Below are 18,270 nucleotides of genomic sequence, written 5' to 3'. Positions count from 1 at the left end.
GCGCTTTCCGGCAACGCTCGCGGCTGCAGCCAGCGAGTGATGTCGCCTTCGTCAGCGTGAATTCACTCCGCCGCCAGTTCGACCTCGCTCGCGGTGGGCAATCCGATCGACGGCGGGCCGGCAACCAGGCTGTCGAGGTCGACCAGCAACAGATCGGCAATGTGGGTGAGCTGGTGGAGCGGGATGCTGACCTCGCCGTTCTCGGCACGTGACACGTAATCGGGCGAGACGCCAATGAAGTTCGCAATCTGGAGCTCGGTATAGCCCCGTGCTTCGCGCGCGCCGCGCACCTGCGCACCAATATGCTGCCGGTGCAGAGCCTGCTCTGCTTCGGTCATCATGAGGGCCTGCTCGTCCAGGCTCGCAACACCGTCCGCGAATGCGACGCCGAGCAGTCTGCGCTTCTGCCATGCCACACGACAGGGTTTTCGCAGCCCGTCGGCAAAGATCAGCGCGGCCTCCTTCGGAAACGACAGCGACCAGTCGAGCTTCAGCCTTGCGCCCGTGCCTGATACGTCCGAGATCGTGCAGGGGATGCTGACGATGCCTCTGGCGCCGTCAAACTCGATGATCCCGGTCCTCGCGGTCGGTTGCCTGGTCGCAGCGCGCAATTCGCTCATGGACGTCGAACCCCGGGTGCCCAGCACGCGCTGGCGCAGAACGTTGCGGCGCGTTCCGCAAAATGAATGAAGTATCCCGCAGCTGAATCTACCTCCTGGGTTCCTCAGGCTCAATCGAGCCTGGCGGGCATGGTAAAGGATTCGTTCTCCGCGCTCGCCTTCGATGTCGGCGAATGTCCTGTCCGGTCGATCGACCGTGTTCGTCTAGAAGGATTCCAAATCCGGAGCACATGCACGTTGGGTCGCGCATGGGCGCATTCGCCGCAGTTGCTGCGCACAGCTCTGGAGAAATTCTAACGCTGTTCCTATCGCACTCCGAAATCGCCTGCGTTAGGGCGGGGCATCAAGAACGATACCGGCAAAGCCGGCAGTGCGTGGGGCCTCGCAAGACGTGACCAACTTCCAACTTCCTTCGCGTTCCCAAACGCGTCTTCGACAGCTTCAGGTGTTCTTCTTCGGCGCCGTCAGCACATTTTCTCTCGTCGCCCCCTTCGGTTCGGTGCAGGCGCAGACGCAAATTCCCGCTGTCTCCGTTGAAGCGCCGGCTCAGCGTGCCCGTCCCGCGGCGGTTGCTTCGTCGCGACGGTCGGCAACGACGCGCAGCTCCCGCACCAATCGTCACGCTCCCGCGCAGCAAGCCGCGCCAACCCGGTCGGCTTCGAACGGCGCCACCGGCGAACGCGCCAACGGTCCGGTGCGCGGGTTCGTCGCCACGCGCAGCGGCACCGCCACCAAGACCGATACGCCGCTGATCGAAACGCCGCAGTCGGTGTCCGTCGTCACCACCGACCAGGTCAGGAACCAGGGCGCGGTCTCGATCGGCGAGGCCCTGCGCTACACCGCCGGCGTCAGCGGCGACGTCAATGGCGGTTCGGACACCCGCTTCGGCGCCCTCCAGATCCGCGGCTTCGACACCACCATGTCGGGCCTCTACGTCGACGGCCTGCGAATCCCATCGAGCAACTACGTGCATTTCAACGGCCTCGATCCCTACGGCGCCGAGCGCCTCGAGGTCCTCAAGGGACCGTCCTCGGCGATGTATGGCGGCAGCGGCACCGGCGGCATCCTCAACTACGTGACCAAGCTGCCGACCGCTCAGCAGTTCGGCGAGGTCTCGGTCTCCGGCGGCAGCTTCAACCGCTATCAGGGCCAGTTCGACATGGGCGGCTCCGCCAACAAGGACGGCACCGTGCTGTGGCGGCTGACCGGCGTGGTCCGCGACGGCGAGACCCAGGTCGACTTCACCAAGGACAACCGCGTCTTCATCGCGCCCGCAATCACCTTCAGGCCGAACGAGGACACCACCATCACGATTCTGGCCAACTACCAGAGGGACCGGGCAGGGTGGGGCCTCCAGTTCCTGCCCGCCTCAGGCACGGTGTGGCCGAACAACGGCCGCACCATCCCGGTCTCGTTCTTCGCGGGCGTGCCGAGCTTCAACGCGTTCAACACCGAGATCGCAACCGCCGGCTACCAGCTCTCGCACAATTTCACCGACAACATCACGTTCCGGCAGAACCTGCGCTACGCCTATCAGCACAACGAGGAAAAGGTGTTTTACGGCGGAGGCTATACCGACGAGGCCGCGGGGCAGCTCGCGCGTTTCGGCAGCTACAGCAACTCGTACATCAACTCCTTCGCGGTGGACAACCAGCTCCAGGGCAAGTTCACCACCGGCATCCTCAGCCACACCACGCTGGTCGGGATCGACTATCGCAACACCTCCTTCCGCGACACCGCCTTTGGCGTCACGACCTCGGCCCCCGAGATCAACGTGTTCAACCCGGTCTATAGCTACGACTGGACCATCGGCGCGATGAGCGACAACACCGGCGTCAAGCAGTCGCAGGTCGGCCTCTACGCGCAGGACCAGATCAGGCTCGGCCGGCTGTCGTTCCAGCTCGGCGGCCGCCAGGATTTCGTCACCACGCAGGTCGACAGTGGTATCTTCGACACATCGGTCTCGAAGGATGCTTCGGCCTTCACTGGCCGCGCCGCCGTGATGTACAATTTCGACAACGGCATCGCGCCGTATTTCAGCTATTCCGAGTCGTTTCTGCCGGTGCTCGCGACCGGACCGCGCGGCCAGCTGCTCAACCCTGAAACCGGCGTGCAGTACGAGGTCGGCGTCAAGTACCAGCCGATCGGATGGAACGCGCTGTTCACCTTCGCCGCCTTCGACCTGACGCGCGACAACGTCGTCACCTACGCGCCTCCGCTGAACGTTGCTGAGCAGACCGGTCAGGTGAAATCGCGCGGCATCGAGCTCGAAGGTACCATGTCGCTCGCCGACGGCTGGAACCTGCGCGCCGCCTATGCCTATGTCGACGCCATGCTCACGCAGTATCCGGTGAATGTCGGCAAGGCGCCGGTCACCGTGCCGCTCAACCGTGCCTCGCTGTGGAGTGACTACACGCTTCAGAACGGGCCGCTCGCCGGACTCCAGTTCGGCGGCGGCGTCCGCTATGTCGGCGCGACCTGGGGTGACGATGCCAACACGTTCAAGGTGGGAGCCTCGACCGTGCTGGATGCGCTTGTTGCCTACACCAGGGACAATTGGCGCCTGTCGCTGAACGTCACCAACCTTGCCGACACGCGCTATGTCGCCGCCTGCTACAGCCTGTCGGGCTGCTTCTACGCGGAGGGACGCAAGGCCATCGGCAAGCTGACCTATCGCTGGTGAGTTCAAATTGAAAACGATCCGGCAAGCGGACCGGACCTGTTTGGTGAGAGACGACGATGAGAGCGATATTCGGCAGGCTGCATCGCTGGGCGGGACTGCTCACGGCCGGATTCCTGTTCTTCTCCGGCATCACCGGCGCGATCATTTCCTGGGATCACGAGATCGACGACGTCCTGAACAGCCACCTGTTCGACGTCACCAGCAAGGGACCGGCCATTCCCTCGATCGAGCTCGCCAAGCTGATCGAGCAGCGCGATCCCCGCGCGCGCGTCGTCTATCTCTTCATGACGCCGGAGGAGGGCCACTCGCTGTGGTTCTTCATCATGCCGCGGATCGATCCCGCGACCGGCAAGCGCTATGCCCTCGACTACAATCAGGTCTTCCTCGATCCCAACACCGGCGTCGAGCTGGGGCGGCGCTATTGGGGCGCGGTGTGGCCGGTGACGCGGGAGAACTTCGTCTCGTTCCTCTACAAGCTGCACTACACGATGCACATCCCGGAGTTCTGGGGCAGCGACCGCTGGGGCATGCGCCTGCTCGGCATCATCGCCATCATCTGGACAATCGACTGCTTCGTCGGCTTCTACCTGACCCTGCCGTCACGGCGCAGCGCGAAGGCCGCGCGGGCGCCGCAAGTCACGCGCCAGCTCGAACGCGGCTTCTGGGCGCGCTGGGCGCCGGCCTGGACCATCAAGACGTCGGGCAGCGCCTACCGGATCAATTTCGACATCCACCGCGCCTTCAGCCTGTGGACCTGGGGCGTGCTGTTCGTCATCGCCTTCACGGCGTTCTCGCTGAACCTCTATTTCGAGGTGTTCTCGCCGCTGATGAAGATGGTGTCGAACTACACGCCGACGCCCTATGAGCAGCGGCCGTACCGCGATCTCGACAATCCGATCGAGCCCAAGGTGACATTTGCCGATATCGCCGCGCGCGCGGCGGCCGACGGCAAGGGGCGAGGGTGGTCCACTCCGGTCGGCGCGCTCAGTTACGGCCCAGCTCACGGGGTCTATGCCGCCGCCTACTTCCATCCCGGCGACGATCACGGCGCCGGCGGGGTCGGCCCGGCGCAGCTCTATTACGACAGCGAGGACGGCCGTCCGCTCGGCGCGCGTCTGCCCTGGGTCGGCACCGCCGCCGACATCTTCGTGCAGGCGCAGTTTCCGCTGCATTCAGGCCGCATCGTCGGACTGTTCGGCCGCATCCTGATCTCGATCATGGGGCTGGTGGTGGCCGCGCTCTCGGTCACCGGCGTCGTGATCTGGTGGCGCAAGCGCCGCGCCCGTGTCCGGGTGCGCGAGACCGCCGCGATGCGCCTGAGCCGGCAGCTCACGCCGGCGGAGTAGGGCGCTCACGCCCCCGCCGGTGATCGCAACGGCTTACGCGTTGATCGGAATCAAATCCGCCCCTGGGAACCTTCGCTAGCTTCGCGGGGTGTTTAACCCGATTTGCAGTTGCGTCAGCCAGGGCTTGGAGGCCCATGTTTGCTTTCCTCTCCGATAAGAGGGCCAGGCACGCCAGGACAGGTGGACGCGAGAGGATTGTGATGCGCACTTACTATTTCGACATGAAGGATGGCGTTCCGGCTCGGGACAAGTCGGGTCTGGAGTTTGGAAGCGACGGCGCCGCCATTGCCCACAGCAAGAGCCTGGCGGAAGACGTTCGCACGAAGAGGCCGGGAGGACATCCAGATCTCCGGATCGTCGTCATCGATGAGAACGGCCGCGAAGTTCATCGCGAGCCGGTATATTCGAAGAACCGTTGACCATAGCGGTCCATTTACGCCGGCGGAGCAGGGCCCCACGACGGCGCGGCGACCACCACGGATGAACCTTCCCGCGAAACAGAGGCACCAAGACTGAAGACAGCTCTTGCTTCGTGGGATCGATATGAAGTGCCTTGCCCTACTCTGCCTGCTCGTCCTGGCTGCGCCTGCCCATGCGGCCACTCCCGAGCAGCGCTATCTCGAGCTGCGCGATCGCTACATCACAAAGTTCTCGAAGGCTGCGGAAAACGACCAGACCTCCAGGCAGCACGATGCGGCGCTCAACGAGCTGGCAGGCGTGCTGCGCGGCTTGGTGGGACCGGTCGCGATCAAGGGGCTGCCGGCAGAGGGCAAGTCGAACGCCGATACGCTTTTCAAGGGTGACTCAGGCTTCGGCCATCTCGACGGGCTCGGTTTTGCGTCGGAAGGCGACAAGCTGCAAGCCGTGGTGACGACCATGGCGCTGCTCAAGCACTGGCTGCGCGAGCATCGCGAGGACGGCATGCCGCAGGAGACCGGCGCCGCATTCAAGTCGGATCGCTTCTATTATCAAGCGATCCAGGACTCAGCGTTCGCCAAATATGCCGAGCTGCCGGTCACCAAGCCCGCATCCGCGAGCGCCGCAGTCGCCGTTCTCGGCGTGCGCGGCAATGGCGATCTGAAGGGACCGCCGCATGAAATCGACGTCGTCGCGATCCAGGGCGAGAAGGTCTTCTTTCTCACCTCATCGGACGCCGTGAAGACGACGCCGATCCCGGCCTGCGAGAAGGTCTGGAAGCAGATGATGGCGAGGCCCGTCGACAAGAAGGATCCGCGCGGCGACATGACCCGCGAAGATAACGCGATGACGGCCTTCACGGCGTGCTTCGCCAAGGAAGCACCAAGCCAGGGCTGGTTCGCGGCCGCCGTCAAGAAGGCGCAGAGCCAGTTGGACCTGCTGCCGCTGCGCTACCCACTTTTCTTGGAACGTGAGTCGTGATTCAAGGTCGGGATGATACCCGAAGCAAGAGAAGTCCACCTTTCGAGGAAAGATCGCAAGGTGCTTGAGGCGTGCTGTCGCTCACCGGTGACGTTGCAGCGCGATTTGAATGAGGGCTCGCATCAGGAATACACCGAATTCTTCCGGCGCGAGCTTACCCCGGTCTTTGCGGCGATATTTTCGCTGGCAGATATGGGCGACAAGGAGCTGGACGTCACCAACCCCAATGCATTTTTCGAATTCTCCAAGAGTCGCAACGAGCGTTCGCTCGGCAAGGCGACCGACAACTCGACAGACATCAACGGCAATCCGTCCGGCTGGCTGTTCTCGGCCTATGACCACATGACGGTCGAAGACATCCTGACAAGGCTCGGGAAATAGCATTGCGGGCGCATTCGCTCGCTTGACGAGCGACGTGCCCGGCTCCGTGGCTGGCTATCGAGCGTTCCGACAAGGACAGACGCGATGGTGGATCTTGCCAATTTGCAGGCGATCGTTGCCCGAAGCTCCACCAAGCCGCTGCTCGCGGTGCTGCTGTTCAAGTTCGGCGAGGCCGGCCGCGCCAGGGAGTTCCTGCAGCAATGGATACCGCGAACTGCGGCGGGAAGGGCGCCGGACCCCGCTGGGCCGGCCTTCCACTTCATGTTCAGCTGGAAAGGCATAGAGGCGCTGATGGCGGGGCGTCCCGGCTTCGACGTGGCGCAGGGGCGTCGGGAGTTCGACGTCTTTTTCGTGGATCCGGCGCAGGCGCCGGACGGCGGCGTCGCGGAGCAACTCGGTTTCTCCGGAACCAGCGCTCCGGCTGCGTGGTGGGATGGCAAGTTCAAGTCGGGTGATGTCGATCTCGCCATCCACATCGGGTTCGACACAGCCGAGCAGAAATCCGATTGCCTCGCAGACTTGCGACAGTCGGCGGCAAGCTTCGGTGTGCAGGAACTAGCGCTCGAAGGTTGGGACGACAGCGCGCTGGCCGGCAGCCTGCCGGCCGACGGCCGCCTGCATTTCGGCTACCGGGATGGAATCACCGCCCCCAACATCGACTGGCAGGACGCTGGCACGCCCGGCACGGTCGACTGTCGCGAGATCGTCGTCGGTTATCCGAACGAAGCGTTTCCCACGACGCCGCACAATCCCGGCCCATGGCAGGACTTTGCACGGGATGGCTCCTTTGTCGGCTTGTCGTGGGTGTATCAGGACGTCGCGGGCTTCAACAAATTCCTCCAGGACAACGCGCCGCTGGCGGCGCCGCATGTCGGCCCGGAACTGGCCGAGGAGTGGATCGCCGCAAAGCTCATGGGACGCTGGCGGCACGGATCGCCGCTGTCCAGGTTTCCGGACGCACCGCCGTCGACCCCGCAATTGGATGATTCATTCGGCTATGGCGACGATCCGAATGGCGTCAAATGCCCGCTCGGGGCTCACATTCGAATTGCCAATTGCCGCGATCAGCCGATGAAATATGCCAATCAGGTTCGCTTTCCGAAAGGGCCGCCGCGCGTCATCCGCCGCGGATTCTCCTATGGGCCCCGCCTGGACGGCGTGCGGGACGATGGCAAAGATCGCGGCATCGTCGGTCTCTTCTACTTCGCCAGGATCAACGAGCAATTCTACACGATCCTGAGATGGATGCAGAAAACGGAGTTCGCCGATGCCTACAAGAAGCTCCCGAACGGATACAATGCCCAGGATGCCCTGACCGGGAATCGCCGATATCCGAAGGCTGAAACCCAGTTCTTTGTCCCTCTGAAGGACAACGCCTCCGTGACCTTTCGGTTGGAGGAATTTATCCGTTTCAAGGGGGTTGCAGTCCTGTTTGCGCCGAGCATGCGAGCGCTCAGTACGATGATTTCAGCCTAGCGCGCAGTGCCGCCGGGATTCCAGCCGCGGCCGCCTTCGCCAAAGATCTCATAGCCGCTCGGCGTCACCGCAACCGTGTCCTCGAGCTTGATGAAGCCGCGCTTCGGATGCTTCATCGTGGTTTCGATCGAGACCACCATGCCAGGCTCGAGCGGCAGCCGCGCGTCCGTGTCGTCATAGGGAACCGGACCCGTGGCGGTCAGGCGAGGGGCCTCGTGGCTGACGAGGCCCATGCCGTGGGCGAGGAAATCGGTGCAATCACGCTGGGTGATCTGGGCGAGCTGCCGCTAGGCCGCGACGTAGATGTCGCCGCCCATGGCACCCGGCCGGACCGCGGCGAAGGCGGCGCGCTGCACCGCCTCGATCTCGGCCAGACAATCCCTGAGCTCGGCATCGGGCTCGCCCAGCACCGCCATGCGGGCGAGGTCGCCGATATAGCCGTGAAAATTGCCGCCTGAGTCGAGCGACAGCACCTCGCCTTGCTCCCACCGCTGCGCCGACGGCGCGCGGTTGTGGCTGTTGCCGCAGGCCAGCAGGCAGAATTCGAAGGTGAGTCCGCGGTTGACCTCGGCGATGCGAAGTGCGTCCGACAATTGCTGCTTGGTCGTGCCGGGACCGTGCCCGGCGATCACCTCCAGCATCGCGGCGATCACCAATTCAGACGCAGTCTTGAGCTTCGCCAGCTCGTCGGCGGACTTGACCGCGCGCAGACGCTCCAGGACGAGGAGGGCGTCCTTGAGCGCGGCGCCGGACAGGGCGTCGGCAAGCGCCCGGCCCGCATCCATCGGCAGGAACGCCATCTCGACCCCGACCCGCTTCATCGGCACGCCGGCGTTCTTCAGGGCCGCGACGGCCCGCGTGATCGCGTCGACCGAGCCGCTGGACACGGTCCGGACCTGCGGCACCCAGGGCGGCGCCACGGCGCGCTGATGGGTCTCCAGGCGGTGGCCGATATAGACGGACTTTTCCGGCGCGCCCTTGGGATAGACTAGGACGGGCAGATAGCGGCTGACGCCCATGGCATCCATGTAGTCGAAGAAGATCGCGCGCTCGGCCCCGAGCAGGTACTGCACATTGTGCTTGGAGGTCGCGATGAGGACGTCGAGGCCGGCTGCTTCCATCAGGCGGTCGAGCTTGGCGGCATCGAATGGAATGGCGCGCGAGCCGGTCGCGCCGGCGACGTTCAGCTCCATGATGGACCTCCCAATAGGCGACGGTTTGGACCGCCTGTGTTCTTGCCTGCGACCATCCGAGCGACCGTCGGATCGTCGCAGCGCGCCGCGATTGTCCGCCGGGAGCGGGGTTCTGGGTAGCTGCGGATTTGGCTGGTGCGTATTGCACGTCAATTCCATCCCGAATCTCAAAAAACGCTAGCAATTGCAGTGGCTTGATTTCGATGATTTTGAGTCTCAGCGACGCCTGAATTCGAGTCCGATCCGGGTTCCAAGCAATGGAATTCGAGTCTGATTCATTTGCATCTAGCCGGCTTCCTCGGAACCGGGAGCCAACTAGAATTGGGAGGTGAAGGTGGTTTATTGCCGGGATGCGCGATCTGCGCTCATTGGATGGAGGCGATCGACAAATTCGGCTAGCTCGTCTGAAGAGTAAGGCTTGAGCTTAACATTCGGAATGCCGCGATAGCCATGAACTGCAAAGGCGTCTATCGAACGCTTGCATCGTCTTTTCACAGAGGGCGAAGTAGCCTGGATGGTTCGGCGGTCGGTTCAAATGGGCTGAAGGCCTGCGGGAGACCTCAAACGGTTCGCAGCGGAAGCTGGCGTGCAGCACTACTACGAGACCGCGCCATACCGGCCCAGGAACCTCAGCGGCACCTCAAGCTGACGGCCTATTACGCCGCGCCGCCTCCGTCGGAGGAGCCCCATTAGCGGCGCGGTGCTCGCTCTCTCGGCGGCGGAGAGGGACTCATTTTCATCTGCAATGGACTCATTTTCCGCTGCAATACGCAGCTGGCCTGACCTGCACGACCATATCCATGATTCGCATAAGGTATATTATGGAATATATTTATATACAATCAGATCAAATATTTAGACGGAATTCCTGCCATCCCGGCTTCGCTCCGGCGCGACTTTCGGCTCGGCCCTCGAAACGTCGTTCCAACTCTTGACGGCTACTGTGCATGGGGTTGTTTTTCGCTTTTTGAATCCGGCTCCATGGGCCGAAACCGATATTGCGGTGACGTGGTGCGGCCTCAGCGCGCCCCACGTGGCCCGCGCCCAGAGCGCCGAGTTCAGCTACAAATACGCCAATAACCTGCCGGACACCCATCCGCTGAACGTGCGCGCCAGGGAGATGGCGGCGGCGATCAAGAGCGAGACGAACGGCAAGTTCGACCTTCAGATCTTCCCGAACAACCAGCTCGGCTCCGACACCGACATGCTGAGCCAGATCCGCTCCGGCGGCGTCGAGTTCTTCACGCTGTCGGGCCTGATCCTGTCGACCCTGGTTCCGGCCGCGTCCATCAACGGCATCGGCTTCGCGTTCCCGGACTACGACACGGTCTGGAAGGCCATGGACGGCGATCTCGGCGCCCATGTCCGCGGCGAGATCAAGAAGGCCGGCCTCGAGGTCATGGACAAGATCTGGGACAACGGCTTCCGCCAGACTACGTCGTCGACCAGGCCTATCACCGGTCCCGACGACCTCAAGGGCTTCAAGATCCGCGTGCCGGTGTCGCCGCTGTGGACCTCGATGTTCAAGGCGTTCGATGCAGCGCCCGCCTCGATCAATTTCAGCGAGGTCTATTCCGCACTCCAGACCAAGATCGTCGAGGGCCAGGAGAATCCGCTGGCGATCATCTCGACCGCCAAGCTCTACGAGGTGCAGAAATACTGCTCGCTGACCAACCACATGTGGGACGGCTTCTGGTTCCTGGCCAACCGCCGCGCCTGGAGCGCGCTGCCGGAGGACGTCCGCACGATCGTCGCCAAGAACATCAACGCCGCCGCGGTCAAGGAGCGTGAGGATACCGCCAAGCTGAATGCCAATCTCCAGCAGGAGCTCGCGGCCAAGGGCCTGACCTTCAACCAGCCCGCGGTCGCGCCGTTCCGCGACAAGCTGCGGACCGCCGGCTTCTATGCCGAGTGGAAGGGCAAATATGGCGATCAGGCCTGGGACCTCTTGGAGAAGGCCGTCGGCAAGCTCTCGTAACGCGTTGGGGCCGTCATGGCTCATGTCGAGGTTGAGGTGACCGAAGCGGCGGGCGAGGTGGCTGTTCAGTCCCCTCGCCGACCTTCGTTGCTGGCTTCCCTCGAACGCCTCCTCGGCCTCGCCGTCGAAATCCCCGCGGCGACCCTGGTCGTCGCCGAGATCGCGATCCTGTTTGCCGGCGTGGTCGCGCGCTACGGCCTGCACCGGCCGCTGATCTGGTCGGACGAGCTCGCCTCGATCCTGTTCCTGTGGCTGGCCATGCTGGGCGCGGCGGTCGCATTCCGCCGCTCCGAGCACATGCGCATGACCGCCGTGGTCGCAAGCGCCGGACCCGCGATGCGGGCCTATCTCGACCTGGTCGCGACCTGCGCGGCGCTGGCGTTTCTGGCGCTGATCGTCTGGCCGTCCTGGGACTACGCCTACGAGGAAAGCTTCATCACCACGCCGGCGCTCCAGATCCCGAACATCTGGCGGGCCGCCGCGCTGCCGGCCGGCATCTGCCTGATGGCGGCGTTCGCGCTGCTGCGGCTGCTGCGCGCCGCCGATGTCCGCATAGTGCTGACGGCCGTGATCTCCGTTGCCGTCATCGTCGGCCTGTTCTGGCTGGCGCAGCCATATCTGCGGCCGCTCGGCAATCTCAACCTTGTCATCTTCTTCGTCGGCGTCGCCGGATTCTGCGTCTTTGCCGGCGTTCCCATTGCGTTCGGCTTTGGCCTCGCGATCTTCGGCTATCTGGCGCTGACCACGCGCACGCCCGTCATGGTGCTGATCGGGCGGATGGACGAGGGTATGAGCCATCTCATCCTGCTCTCGGTGCCGCTGTTCGTGTTCCTTGGGCTCCTGATCGAAATGACCGGCATGGCGCGGGCCATGGTGGCGTTCCTGGCGAGCCTGCTGGGACATGTCCGCGGCGGCCTGCATTACGTGCTGGTCGGCGCCATGTACCTGGTCTCCGGCATCTCCGGCGCCAAGGCCGCCGACATGGCCGCGGTCGCGCCCGTGCTGTTCCCGGAGATGAAGCAGCGCGGCGCCCGCCCCGGCGATCTCGTCGCGCTGCTAGCGGCGACGGGGGCCCAGACCGAGACCATTCCGCCGAGCCTCGTGCTGATCACGATCGGCTCGGTCACCGGCGTCTCGATCGCGGCGCTGTTCACCGGCGGCCTGCTGCCCGGCGTCGTGCTCGCGATCACGCTCTGCATGCTGGTGTGGTGGCGCTACCGACACGAGGACATGAGCCATGTCCGCCGTGCCACGGGGGGCGAGATCGGCAGGACCTTCATCGTCGCCCTGCCCGCGCTCGCGCTGCCCTTCGTGATCCGCTACGCCGTGGTCGAGGGCATCGCCACCGCCACCGAAGTCTCCACCATCGGTATCGTCTATGGCGCCCTGGTCGGCCTCCTGGTCTATCGCCGCTTCGACTGGCGGCGGCTGTTTCCGATGCTGGTCGAGACCGCGGCGCTGTCGGGCGCGATCCTCCTGATCATCGGCACGGCCACCGGCATGGCCTGGGGCCTGACGCAGTCAGGCTTCTCGCGCTCGCTGGCGGCGGCCATGACGGGATTGCCGGGGGGAGCGGCGACCTTCATCGCCGTGTCCATCCTGGCCTTCACCATCCTCGGCAGCGTGCTGGAGGGCATCCCGGCGATCGTGCTGTTCGGACCGCTGCTGTTCCCGATCGCCCGCGCCGTCGGCGTGCACGAGGTGCACTATGCGATGGTGATCATTCTGGCCATGGGTATCGGGTTATTCGCCCCGCCCTTCGGCGTCGGCTATTATGCCGCCTGCGCAATCGGACGCGTTGACCCGGCCGAAGGCATCAGGCCGATCTGGGGCTATCTGCTGGCGCTGCTGGTGGGGCTGATCATCGTCGCGATCTTCCCCTGGATCTCGATCGGATTTCTTTGAAGCGCTTTGAGGAGGTGTCGATGAGCGAACGGCAGAACCCGTACAATATCGGCCTCGACAAGACGCCCGCCAACTACGTGCCGCTGAGCCCGCTGAGCTTTCTCGCGCGCAGCGCCGCGGTCTATCCCGATCACGTCAGCACGGTCTATGAAGGCCGCAGCTTCACTTGGGCGCAGACCTATGAGCGCTGCCGGCGCTTTGCGTCGTATCTCGCCGGCAAGGGCATCGGCGTCGGCGACACCGTGGCGGCGATGCTGCCGAACATCCCGGCGATGAACGAGGTACACTTCGCGGTGCCGATGACCGGCGCTGTGCTCAATGCGCTCAACATCCGCCTCGATGCACCATCGATCGCGTTTCAGCTCGATCATGGCGGGGCCAGGATCATCCTGGTCGATCCCGAGTTCTCTAGCGTCATCACCGACGCGCTGGCGCAGATGAGCGGACCGAAGCCGTTCGTGATCGACGTCGACGATGCCGCCTTCAAGGGGGGAATGCGCATCGGCGAGATCGAATATGAGGCCGCGGTCGCGCAGGGCGATCCTGATTTCACCGCGATCCCGCCCAAGGACGAATGGGACGCGATCGCGCTGAGCTACACCTCGGGCACGACCGGTAATCCCAAGGGCGTCGTCACGCATCATCGCGGCGCTTATCTCAACGCCGTCAGCAACATCCTTGCCGGCAATCTCGGCCAGCATCCGGTCTATCTCTGGACGCTGCCGATGTTCCATTGCAACGGCTGGTGCTTCCCCTGGACCATCGCGGCCTCGGCCGGCATCAACGTCTGCCTGCGCAAGGTCGAGCCGACCAAGATCTTCGAGTTGATCAAGCAGCACGGCGTCACCCACATGTGCGGCGCGCCGATCGTCTACAACACGCTGATCAACGCCCCCGACGCGCCCAAGGAAACGCCAACGGGTAATGCCGCCCGCCGCGTCGTCGGCCTGATCGCCGGCGCCGCGCCTCCGGTTGCGGTGCTGGAAGGCGCGGAAAACATCGGCATCAAGCTCACCCACGTCTATGGCCTGACCGAGGTCTACGGCCCCGCCTCCGTCTGCGCCGAGCAGCCCGGCTGGGACGAGCTTCCGCCGGCCGAACGTGCGCGGATGAAGCGCCGGCAGGGCGTGCCCTACCCGCTCGAGGAAGGCGTCACCGTCATCAACCCGCAGACCATGCAGGAGGTGCCGCGCGACGGCGAGACCATCGGCGAGGTCATGTTCCGCGGCAACATCGTCATGAAGGGTTACCTCAAGAACGAGAAGGCGACGAAGGAGGCCTTCGAGGGCGGCTGGTTTCACACCGGCGATCTCGGCGTGCTCGACGAGCACGGCTACGTCATCATCAAGGACCGCTCCAAGGACATCATCATCTCGGGCGGCGAGAACATTTCCTCGGTCGAAGTCGAGGACATCCTCTACAAGCACCCGGCGGTGCTGTTCGCCGCCGTGGTCGCCAAGCCCGATCCGAAATGGGGCGAAGTGCCGTGCGCCTTCGTCGAGCTGAAGGACGGCGCCAGCGCGACCGAGGCCGAGATCATCGCCTTCTGCCGTTCGCACATGAGCGGCTTCAAGACGCCGAAGGCAATCGTGTTCGGGCCGATCCCGAAGACGTCCACGGGCAAGATCCAGAAATTCCTGCTGCGCAACGAGGTGGGATCGGCGAAGGCAATAACCGCCTGAGCTGATCTCCCGTTTCAAGGCTGCTGCGCTCAGTGTGTCTCCAGCCGCAGGCCGTCATATGCCGGCACCACGCCCGGTGGCAGCGACTGCCGGATGACTTCGTAATCGACGTCGGCCGTCATGTTGGTGATGACCGCGCGCTTCGGCTTGAAACGTTCGATCCAGGACAGCGCGTCATTGATGCTGAAATGGCTGACATGGCTGGTGTAGCGCAGCCCGTCGACAATCCAGAGGTCGAGGTTTTCCAGCGCGCCCCAGCTCTCGCGCGGGATGTCGTTGAGGTCGGGCGTGTAGGCGGCGTCCCCGATGCGATAGCCGAGCGCGGGAATGTTGCCGTGCTGCACCAGGAAGGCCGTCATCGTCACGGCGCCGCCCTTCCCCAGAATGGTCTGGTTTTCGCCCGCCTCGATCGAATGCCGCGTCAGGATCGGCGGGTAGTCGCTGCCCTCCGGCGCGATGAAGCAATAGGAGAACCGCGACAGGATGTCCTTGGCGGTCGACTGGTTGAAGTAGGTCGGGATACGCCGGCGCATGTGCATGACGACCGAGCGCAGGTCGTCCATGCCGTGGGTCTGGTCGGCATGCTCGTGGGTCAGGAACACCGCGTCGATGTGGTCGACATTGGTCGAGAGCAATTGCTCGCGCAGGTCCGGCGAGGTGTCGATCACGATCCGCGTGGTGCCGTGCTCGGACGTCCGTTCGACCAGCAGCGAGCAGCGGCGGCGGCGGTTCTTCGGATTGCTCGGGTCGCAGGCGCCCCAGCCGAGCGCCGGGCGCGGCACGCCGGCGGAGGAGCCGCAGCCCAGGATCGTCAGCGTCAGCGTCATGCGGCTCCCGGAATCAAGCTGTCACCTTGGAGAACAGGCGGAAGAAGTTTTCGGTGGTCTGGCGCGAGATCTCATCAAACGACACGCCACGCGCTTCAGCCAGCACTTTTGCGACCTCGACCACATAGGCCGGCTCGTTGCGCTTGCCCCGGAACTTGCCGGGCGCAAGGTAGGGCGAGTCTGTTTCAACCAGAATACGGTCAGCCGGCAACTCGGCCGCGAGCGCGCGCAGCGCCTCCGACTTCTTGAAGGTCAGGATGCCCGTGAAGCCGATGTACAGGCCGAGCGATACCGCCTTCAGCGCCAGCTCGCGCCCGCCGGTGTAGCAATGCAGCACGGCGCGAAACGATCCGCGTGCTACCTCCTCTTCCAGGATGCGGCCGCAATCCTCGTCCGCCTCGCGGGTGTGGATCACCAGCGGCAGGCCGGTCGCGCGCGCGGCCGCGATGTGGGCGCGAAAGCCCCTCGCCTGCGCTTCCGGCGAGCCGTTGTCGTAGAAATAGTCGAGCCCGGCCTCGCCGAGCGCCACGACCTTGGGATGCCGCGTCAACGCGATCAGCTCGTCCGGCGAGATGCCGTCCTCCTCGTCCGCGTTGTGCGGATGGGTGCCGACCGAGCAGTAGACGTCGTCGTAGCGCTCGGCGATGGCCAGAAGCTGGTTCAACTTTCGCACCCGCGTCGAGATCGTGACCATGCGGCCGATGCCGGCCGCTCGCGCACGTGACACGATCCCGTCGAGATCTTCCGCAAAATCGGGAAAATCCAGGTGGCAATGACTGTCGACAAGCATCGCGCGAACGCCTTAGGCCGCCGGCTCGATGTAGCGCGGGAAGGCCGGCGTCGGCGCGGGCAGCGTCGAGCCGGGCGCGATGCGCTTGGCGCCGCCGAGCGCCGCAAAATTGCGCTCGCCCCCGGGGACACCGAGGCTATCGAGCAGCAATCCCGAGGCGGTCGGCATCGCCGGCTGGGCCAGGATCGCAATCTGGCGCACGACCTCGGCGGTGACATAGAGCACCGTCTTCTGCCTGGCAGGATCGGTCTTGGCGAGCGCCCACGGCGCCTCGCCCGCGAAATAGCGGTTGGCTTCCGCGACCACGGCCCATACGGCGTTGAGCCAGTGATGGATCTGCTGCGTCGCCATCGCCTCGCGGCTTGCTGCGATCATGCCGTCGGCCATCGCCAGGATGGCCTTGTCGTTGTCGCTGAACTCACCCGGCTCCGGCAGCACGCCGCCGAGTTGCTTGGCGATCATAGACAGCGAGCGCTGTGCAAGGTTGCCGAGATCGTTGGCGAGATCGGCATTGATGCGCGCGACGATGGCCTCGTGGTTGTAGTTGCCATCCTGGCCGAACGGCACCTCGCGCAGGAAGAAATAGCGCATCTGGTCGACGCCATACTGGTCGGCGAGGTTGAAGGGATCGACGACATTGCCGACCGACTTCGACATCTTCTCGCCCCTGTTAAACAGGAAGCCGTGGGCATAGACCCGCTTCTGCACGGGAATGCCGGCCGACATCAGGAACGCCGGCCAGTACACCGCATGGAAGCGGATGATGTCCTTGCCGATGATGTGCACATCGGCCGGCCAGTAGCGCCAGTTCTTGTCGCTTTCGTCGGGGAAGCCTACCCCGGTGATGTAGTTGGTGAGCGCGTCGACCCAGACATACATCACGTGCTCTTCGTCGCCGGGCACCTTGACGCCCCAGTCGAAGGTGGTGCGCGAGATCGAGAGATCGCGCAGTCCGCCCTTGACGAAGCTCACCACCTCGTTGCGGCGCGAGTCCGGGCCGATGAAATCGGGATTATCGGTGTACAGCTTGAGCAGCTTCTCCTGATAGGCGGACAGGCGGAAGAAGTAGCTCTTCTCCTCGACCCATTCGACCGGCGTGCCTTGCGGCCCGAGGCGCACGCCGTCGTCGTTCAGGCGCGTCTCGTCTTCGGCGTAGTAGGCTTCGTCGCGCACCGAGTACCAGCCCGCATAGGTGTCGGCATAGATGTCGCCGTTCGCTTCCATGCGCCGCCAGATCTCCTGGGTGGAGCGGTGGTGCTGCTCTTCGGTGGTGCGGATGAAACGGTCGAACGACACGTTGAGCCGCTCGTCCATCGCCTTGAAGCGGGCCGCGTTACGGGCCGCGAGCGCGGACGGGGTCAGGCCCTCGTTCTGCGCGGTCTGAATCATCTTCAGGCCGTGCTCGTCGGTGCCGGTCAGGAAGAACACGTCCTTGCCGTCGAGCCGCGCAAAGCGTGCCAGCGTGTCGGTGGCGATCGCCTCATAGGCGTGGCCGATATGCGGGTTGCCGTTGGGATAGGCGATCGCGGTCGTGATGTAGAAGACGTTGTCGCGCGCGGGGGCCGCTGCGGGCACGGCGGCTTGCGGAGCCGCAACCGGCTTCGGCGCGCGGGGCGCCTTGGGTTTCGACACATTGGGCTTCACAGCCTTCGGCGGCGTGGCGACAGGCGTCGGTGCGGCGGTCACGGCAGCCGCAGTCACCTTTGCCTTCTTCGCAGGAGCCTTCTTTGTAGGAGACTTGGCCGGCTGTTTGGCCGCTTTCTTCACCGCCTTCTTGGCGCCGACCTGCTTCTTCGCAGCCTTCTTGCCGGCCTTCCTTGCCGTCTTCGCAGCGCTCTTCTTCACGCCCTTCTTGGCGGCAGCCTTCTTGGTCTTCTTGACCTTCTTGGCAGCTTTGCGCGCAAGCGCCTTCACGGCCTTTTTGGTGGCCTTCTTCGCAGCTTTCTTGCCGCTCTTGCGCTTGACGGATTTTTTAGCTCGCGTTGCCACGA

The 18,270-nt window shown here is 64.3% G+C and carries 13 protein-coding genes and 1 pseudogene; 9 read left to right on the top strand and 5 right to left on the bottom strand.

All coding sequences use genetic code 11. From position 1 onward, the window contains the following. Positions 1-62: 62 nt before the first annotated feature. A complete protein-coding gene (locus ACFLEY_RS23855) occupies positions 63-620 on the bottom strand; it encodes a helix-turn-helix domain-containing protein (RefSeq protein ID WP_060912244.1) in 558 nt (185 codons plus the stop codon). A gap of 694 nt (positions 621-1,314) precedes the next feature. Between ACFLEY_RS23855 and ACFLEY_RS23850 the strand changes: the two genes are divergently transcribed. The 6 genes from ACFLEY_RS23850 to ACFLEY_RS23825 all read left to right on the top strand — a co-directional run bounded on the left by ACFLEY_RS23850 (position 1,315) and on the right by ACFLEY_RS23825 (position 7,904). Continuing rightward, positions 1,315-3,303, top strand: a complete 1,989-nt coding sequence (locus ACFLEY_RS23850) for a TonB-dependent siderophore receptor (RefSeq protein ID WP_211433386.1) — start codon at positions 1,315-1,317, stop codon at positions 3,301-3,303. A gap of 56 nt (positions 3,304-3,359) precedes the next feature. Continuing rightward, a complete protein-coding gene (gene fsrB, locus ACFLEY_RS23845) occupies positions 3,360-4,649 on the top strand; it encodes a siderophore utilization protein FsrB (protein WP_011087276.1) in 1,290 nt (429 codons plus the stop codon). A 200-nt stretch (positions 4,650-4,849) separates the two neighbouring features. Then, positions 4,850-5,068 (top strand): DUF6894 family protein, encoded by a 219-nt coding sequence (locus ACFLEY_RS23840; RefSeq protein WP_038967569.1) that lies wholly within the window; start codon positions 4,850-4,852, stop codon positions 5,066-5,068. Between the two features lie 124 nt (positions 5,069-5,192). Further along, a complete protein-coding gene (locus ACFLEY_RS23835; RefSeq protein WP_396604951.1) occupies positions 5,193-6,047 on the top strand; it encodes a hypothetical protein in 855 nt (284 codons plus the stop codon). Positions 6,048-6,059: 12 nt separating this feature from the next. Continuing rightward, on the top strand, positions 6,060-6,428 hold the full coding sequence (locus ACFLEY_RS23830) for a hypothetical protein (protein WP_249166208.1): 369 nt from the start codon (positions 6,060-6,062) through the stop codon (positions 6,426-6,428). A gap of 84 nt (positions 6,429-6,512) precedes the next feature. Further along, a complete protein-coding gene (locus ACFLEY_RS23825; protein ID WP_060912241.1) occupies positions 6,513-7,904 on the top strand; it encodes a hypothetical protein in 1,392 nt (463 codons plus the stop codon). Here ACFLEY_RS23825 and ACFLEY_RS23820 read toward each other — a convergent pair. Further along, a pseudogene (locus tag ACFLEY_RS23820) lies at positions 7,901-9,097 on the bottom strand (M24 family metallopeptidase). The gene ACFLEY_RS23825 and the pseudogene ACFLEY_RS23820 sit on opposite strands and share 4 nt — an antisense overlap. A 967-nt stretch (positions 9,098-10,064) precedes the next feature. Between ACFLEY_RS23820 and ACFLEY_RS23815 the strand changes: the two are divergent. From ACFLEY_RS23815 to ACFLEY_RS23805, 3 genes are read left to right on the top strand one after another with little or no spacing between them, the layout of a single operon-like run. Then, on the top strand, positions 10,065-11,075 hold the full coding sequence (locus ACFLEY_RS23815; protein ID WP_060912240.1) for a TRAP transporter substrate-binding protein: 1,011 nt from the start codon (positions 10,065-10,067) through the stop codon (positions 11,073-11,075). A gap of 15 nt (positions 11,076-11,090) precedes the next feature. Then, positions 11,091-12,980 carry a TRAP transporter large permease subunit gene (locus ACFLEY_RS23810; RefSeq protein ID WP_211433387.1) on the top strand — a complete coding sequence of 630 codons (1,890 nt, stop codon included), beginning with the start codon at positions 11,091-11,093 and terminating at the stop codon, positions 12,978-12,980. Positions 12,981-13,000: 20 nt separating this feature from the next. Then, positions 13,001-14,662, top strand: coding sequence for an acyl-CoA synthetase (locus tag ACFLEY_RS23805; protein WP_060913098.1), 1,662 nt, complete (start codon positions 13,001-13,003; stop codon positions 14,660-14,662). A gap of 29 nt (positions 14,663-14,691) precedes the next feature. Here the strand turns inward: ACFLEY_RS23805 and ACFLEY_RS23800 are convergent, their stop codons facing one another. From ACFLEY_RS23800 to metG, 3 genes are read right to left on the bottom strand one after another with little or no spacing between them, the layout of a single operon-like run. Beyond that, the gene (locus ACFLEY_RS23800; RefSeq protein WP_060912239.1) at positions 14,692-15,489 is read right to left on the bottom strand and encodes an MBL fold metallo-hydrolase; all 798 of its coding nucleotides are present in this window, start codon (positions 15,487-15,489) and stop codon (positions 14,692-14,694) included. A 13-nt stretch (positions 15,490-15,502) separates the two neighbouring features. Continuing rightward, positions 15,503-16,279, bottom strand: coding sequence for a TatD family hydrolase (locus ACFLEY_RS23795; protein ID WP_060912238.1), 777 nt, complete (start codon positions 16,277-16,279; stop codon positions 15,503-15,505). Positions 16,280-16,291: 12 nt separating this feature from the next. After that, on the bottom strand, positions 16,292-18,268 hold the full coding sequence (metG, locus tag ACFLEY_RS23790) for a methionine--tRNA ligase (RefSeq protein ID WP_097532087.1): 1,977 nt from the start codon (positions 18,266-18,268) through the stop codon (positions 16,292-16,294). Between the last annotated feature and the right edge of the window lie 2 nt (positions 18,269-18,270).

Origin of the sequence: Bradyrhizobium sp. YCK136 (assembly GCF_044570075.1) — a bacterium.
GTDB lineage: Bacteria > Pseudomonadota > Alphaproteobacteria > Rhizobiales > Xanthobacteraceae > Bradyrhizobium > Bradyrhizobium diazoefficiens.
Note: the sequence above shows the minus strand (reverse complement) of the source record. Positions and strands in the feature narration are given on the sequence as shown.